5 protein-coding genes are annotated in these 4,878 nt (G+C 70.4%); all 5 read left to right on the forward strand.

What is annotated here, in order from left to right; genetic code table 11:
- On the forward strand, window positions 1-552 hold a 552-nt coding region (locus IJH84_RS28880), incomplete at its 5' end, for a DUF2520 domain-containing protein (RefSeq protein WP_295151213.1).
- Entirely contained in the window at window positions 549-1,442 is an 894-nt protein-coding gene (panC, locus tag IJH84_RS28885; RefSeq protein ID WP_295151215.1) for a pantoate--beta-alanine ligase, read from the forward strand. The genes IJH84_RS28880 and panC, both read left to right, overlap by 4 nt.
- A gap of 53 nt (window positions 1,443-1,495) precedes the next feature.
- A complete protein-coding gene (gene panD / locus IJH84_RS28890; protein ID WP_200068282.1) occupies window positions 1,496-1,981 on the forward strand; it encodes an aspartate 1-decarboxylase in 486 nt (161 codons plus the stop codon).
- Window positions 1,982-2,038: 57 nt separating this feature from the next.
- Window positions 2,039-2,836, forward strand: coding sequence for a type III pantothenate kinase (locus IJH84_RS28895; RefSeq protein WP_200068283.1), 798 nt, complete (start codon window positions 2,039-2,041; stop codon window positions 2,834-2,836).
- A gap of 716 nt (window positions 2,837-3,552) precedes the next feature.
- Window positions 3,553-3,906, forward strand: a complete 354-nt coding sequence (locus IJH84_RS28900) for an Lsr2 family protein (protein WP_200068690.1) — start codon at window positions 3,553-3,555, stop codon at window positions 3,904-3,906.
- Window positions 3,907-4,878 lie beyond the last annotated feature (972 nt).

A 4,878-nucleotide genomic window follows, 5' to 3' on the forward strand; every position in this document is an offset into this window, starting at 1 on the left:
GTCGGCGTGCTGCCGCTGGCGCTGCACCCGGCGATGACGTTCACCGGCCGACCCGAGGACGTCGAGCGGTTGGCGAGCGCCTGCGCGGCCGTCACCGCCGCCGGGGCGGACGAAGCCTCCTGGAACGTCGGCGAAGTGCTCGCGCTCGAACTCGGCGCGGAACCGGTGCGGGTGCCCGAGCAGGCCCGGCGGCTGTACCACACCGCGCTCTCGCACGGCGCGAACCACCTGATCACCCTGATCAACGAGTGCTCGGACCTGCTGCGCGGCGCGGGTGTCGAGATCCCGGAACGGGTGCTGGCGCCGATCCTGTCGGCCTCGCTGGACAACGCGCTGCGCTTCGGCGACAAGGGGCTGACCGGCCCGGTTTCGCGGGGCGACACCGGCACGGTCCGGGCGCACCTCGCCGAACTGCGCGAGTCCGCGCCGGAGGTCTCCGCCGGCTACGCGGAGCTGGCCCGCCGCACCGCGGCGCGCGCCGAGCAGGCCGGGTTGCTGGACCGGCACTCGGCTTCCGAAGTGACCGACGTGCTGGACGAGGAGCAGCGATGACCACAGCGAACAGCGTTGGTGCAGGCCCCGGTTTCACGCCGCGAGAGCTCACGGTGCACCGCATGCCCGCCGAGCTGGCGAAGGTCACGCGGGCGCTGCGCGCGACGGGGCGGCAGGTCGTGCTGGTGCCGACGATGGGCGCGCTGCACGCCGGGCACGTCGAGCTGATCCGCGCGGCGCGCAAGGTGCCGAACTCGGTGACCGTCGTGTCGATCTTCGTGAACCCGCTGCAGTTCGGGCCGGGCGAGGACTTCGACCGCTACCCGCGTTCGCAGGAAGCCGATCTGGAGGTCTGCCGCGCGGAAGGCGCCGAGCTCGTGCTGGCACCGGAACCGGCGCAGATGTACGGCCCGGACCCGCAGATCGGCGTCACCGCGGGATCCATCGGCGAACAGCTCGAAGGCGCCAGCAGGCCCGGCCACTTCGACGGGGTGCTGACCGTGGTCGCGAAGCTGCTCGGCATCGTGCGCCCGGACTACGCGCTGTTCGGCGAGAAGGACTACCAGCAGCTGGTGCTGATCCGCCGGATGGCCAGGGAGCTGAACTTCGACACCGGCGTCCAGGGCGTGCCGACCGTGCGCAACGCCGACGGGCTGGCCCTGTCCTCGCGCAACGGCTACTTGGACGAGCAGCAGCGCCGCGCCGCCCTCGCGCTGTCCGCGGCGATGGCCGCCGGTGCGCACGCGGGTCGTTCCGGGGCGTCGGCGGTGGTCGCCGCCGCGCGCGAGGTGCTCGACGCGGAACCGCTCGTGCAGCCGGACTACCTGGAGCTGCGGGACACCGAACTCGGGCCCGCACCGGAGTCCGGAGAAGCCCGGCTGCTGGTGGCGGCGAAGGTCGGCACCACCAGGTTGATCGACAACGCGCTCGTGGTGCTGGGCTCCCAGTGACGCCGCGGCCGGTGCCGGACCGCTGCGGCGGTGGATGAAGGGGAGCTGTCCCGATGTTCCGCACGATGCTCAAGTCGAAGATCCACCGGGCCACGGTGACCCGGTCGGACCTGCACTACGTCGGATCCGTCACGGTGGACGCGGACCTGATGGACGCCGCCGACCTGCTGGCGGGCGAGCAGGTCACGATCGTCGACGTGACCAACGGGGCGCGGCTGGAGACCTACGTGATCACCGGTGCCCGCGGGTCCGGAGTGCTCGGCATCAACGGCGCGGCCGCGCACCTGGTCGAGCCCGGTGACCTGGTCATCCTGATCGCCTACGGGGTGATGGACGAGGCGGAGGCGCGCAGCCGCGAGGCCAACGTGGTCTTCGTCGACGCGGACAACGCGGTGGTCGAACGCGGCGCCGATCCGGGTTCCGCCCCGGCAGGTTCCGGGCTCGCCACCAGCGCCGTCGAACCGGCGGATTCCGCGGCGCCCGCCGAGACCGACGACGCCACGCGCCTCGACGCGCTGCTGGCCCGTCCCGAAGCCTGACCGGCCGGACCCGCCCCGAAGCCCGCCCCGCGGCGAAATCTGGAAGGAAGGAAGCCGGTGCTGCTCGCCCTGGACGTCGGCAACACCAACATCACCCTCGGCCTCTACGACGAAGCGGACGGGGCGGATCGCGCGGACGGCGGGCTGGTGCGGGACTGGCGGATGCGCACCGAACCGCGGATGACCGCCGACGAGCTCGCGCTGACCGTGCGCGGTCTGCTCGGCTCGCACGCCGACGGGATAACCGGCATCTCCGCGTTGTCCACGGTGCCCGCGTTGCTGCGCGAACTGCGCGTGATGCTCGGCCGCTATTGGGACGAGGTGCCGCGAGTCGTGGTGGAACCGGGTGTGCGCACCGGGGTTCCGCTGCTGGTGGACAACCCGAAGGAGGTCGGCGCGGACCGGGTCATCAACACCTTGGCCGCGCACCACCTGCATTCCACGAACTGCGTGGTGGTGGATTTCGGTACGTCCACGAACGTCGATGTGATCTCGTCGAAAGGGGAGTTCCTCGGCGGCGCGTTCGCGCCCGGTGTGGAGATCTCGTTGGACGCGCTGGCCTCCCGCGCCGCGCAGCTGCGCAAGGTCGAACTCACCCGGCCCCGCTCGGTGATCGGCAAGAACACCGTGGAGTGCCTGCAATCCGGGATCCTGTTCGGTTTCGCGGGTCAGGTCGACGGGCTGGTGGAGCAGATCGTGGCGGAACTGGAATCCACCCACGGCGGCCCGACGACGGTGCTGGCCACCGGTGGTCTCGCGCCACTGGTCGTCGCCGAATCGCGAACGATCACCCAGCACGTGCCGGATCTGACGCTGCTCGGGCTGCGGTTGGTCTACGACCGCAACTTCCGCTGATCCGGCGCCGCTGCGAAATCGGTATCCCGCACCGCGCTCGTTACTCGTGAGGGATAGTCCGACGCTTGCCACGCGGAACCGGTGCGGTCATCGGGAAGTTCGGCTGCGGGCGAGGTCGCGGCCCGGTGAGTGCGTGCTTTCTGCTTGCCGCGGAGTGCGGACTGCCGTCGGCGGTGCAGGAATGGCAGTACCGGAGACCATGCGGTGCGACGAGTGGGTATCGGCTCGATCCGCTTCGGAGAGCTCGCCCGGAATGACCCGATCCGGGGAGTCCCCTAGGATTTTCCTCGGCGGGGTGAGTGCGTTTGCCGAGTCGCTGCGCTAACCTGACCGTGACAATGTTCGGTGACGGCTCCTATGACAGCTGCGACGGCAGCTTCGATACGGCCGATGACGGCTTCGGCGAACGCTCCAACCGGAAGGCGATTGTTCAACTCGGTTGTGCGCTGTCGAACTTCATCGCCGGCTCGGTGGCACCGCCCGAAGAAGGACCGCTTGCGAGTCACTTCCGGGCAACCGCCGCCGGAGTCCGGTGGCCCGGTCGGCGCACCCCGAGTGCGCCGGAACGGGAAGGTCGGGTGGAGCAGTTCGGCAATAGCGCCCAGCCAGCGGCTCGGTGGGAGAGTCCCGGTGCGGAGTCCGGGCCGCCTGTCCAGGTCACGGCGCCAGGTGTCGTCATCAGGTTTATCGCACAAACTCCGGGGAGGATTGCCACCATGGCGCAGAAGGTCACGGTCACGCTTGTCGACGATCTGGACGGCGGACAGGCCGATGAAACAGTCGAGTTCGCGCTGGACGGCGTCTCGTACCAGATCGACCTTTCCAACGACAATGCGAGCGAGTTGCGCGACGCGCTGTCCGGCTACGTCTCCAGCGCCCGGCGGGCCGGTGGGCGCAAGAAGCCCGGCCCGCGGCCGTCCTCGAGCGGGCGCTCCTCGAGCGGTTCCACCAGCGCGGACCGGGAGCAGAACCAGGCGATTCGGGAATGGGCGCGCAAGCGCGGCCTGAAGGTCTCGGACCGGGGCCGCATCCCCGCCGACATCGTCGACCAATACCACAAGGCGAACTGAAGCAGTCGCGATCAGGGGGCGCCGGGTGATCCCGGCGCCCCCTGATCGTTGTGCGCCGGTTGTTCGCGGATCGGGCGGATACCGATCACGACTCCGGCGCGTTGTTTCGCGGGGCGTGCGGGATCGAGAAGTGACCGGGAGTGCTCGCCCGGTTCGCGCGAGCGCCGCGGGATTGCCGGTCGGCGCCGAATCCGCGGGTGCCGCGCAGGCATCGGCCGTTGATCGGATTGTCACTTTCGGTGTTCGGGTGTGCGGTGCCGAGTGCTGTTCGGCTATCCGGATGTTCGGCGTTCCGCCGCTCGTTTGGTGCCTGCCGATGCGGGCGTGCGCCGAATGTTCTCGGCTCGCAACTTCTCACCGCGCGTCGCCGCGGCGTCGGTGGTCGTTTCGCATCCGAACTCGCCGGTTTCTTTCCGCGTCCGCCCGCGTGCGCCCGCGGGTCGCGAAACGAGCGGTTCGGATGTTCGCGCGCTGCGTTCCGGCTCGCGGGGCGGCGGATTTTTTGCACCGCGCTGAGCCGTTCGCCGCAAGATTGCCGGAGCGGTCGCGCCTCGTTCTGCCGGACAGAGCAAACCGATATGCGGCAGCGAGCGCAGTGCGCGCGGTTCGCCGAACGGCGTCGCGCGCGGCGCATGAAACGGCACCGTGCGTGCTGAGTGGAAAAACAGCGCACCGCGCGGCGCGCGGAAACCGCGCCCGCTCCCCGCCGAGTGGCACGGTCGGTGCCGGGACCAGCGCCCGGTGTGACGTGTCCGGATGATCCGGCTCGAAGGAAAACGGTCGGCTTCGCCGGACCGGTCGGCTAGTCTTAGGACGGCCTAACCTAACTTGGGTGCCGGAACGAGCCGGACGAGCTGGGAGTGGACGCTTTGAGACCAAGCGGGAGCGGCGCGACCGCCGCGGGCACCGCCGACGGCCCACCCGACGGCCCGGACAACTCGGCAGGCGGCTCCGCCGAGCCGGGGTCCGCAC

The sequence above is a fragment of the Saccharopolyspora sp. genome (genome assembly GCF_017434145.1).
Classification (GTDB): domain Bacteria; phylum Actinomycetota; class Actinomycetes; order Mycobacteriales; family Pseudonocardiaceae; genus Saccharopolyspora_C; species Saccharopolyspora_C galaxeae.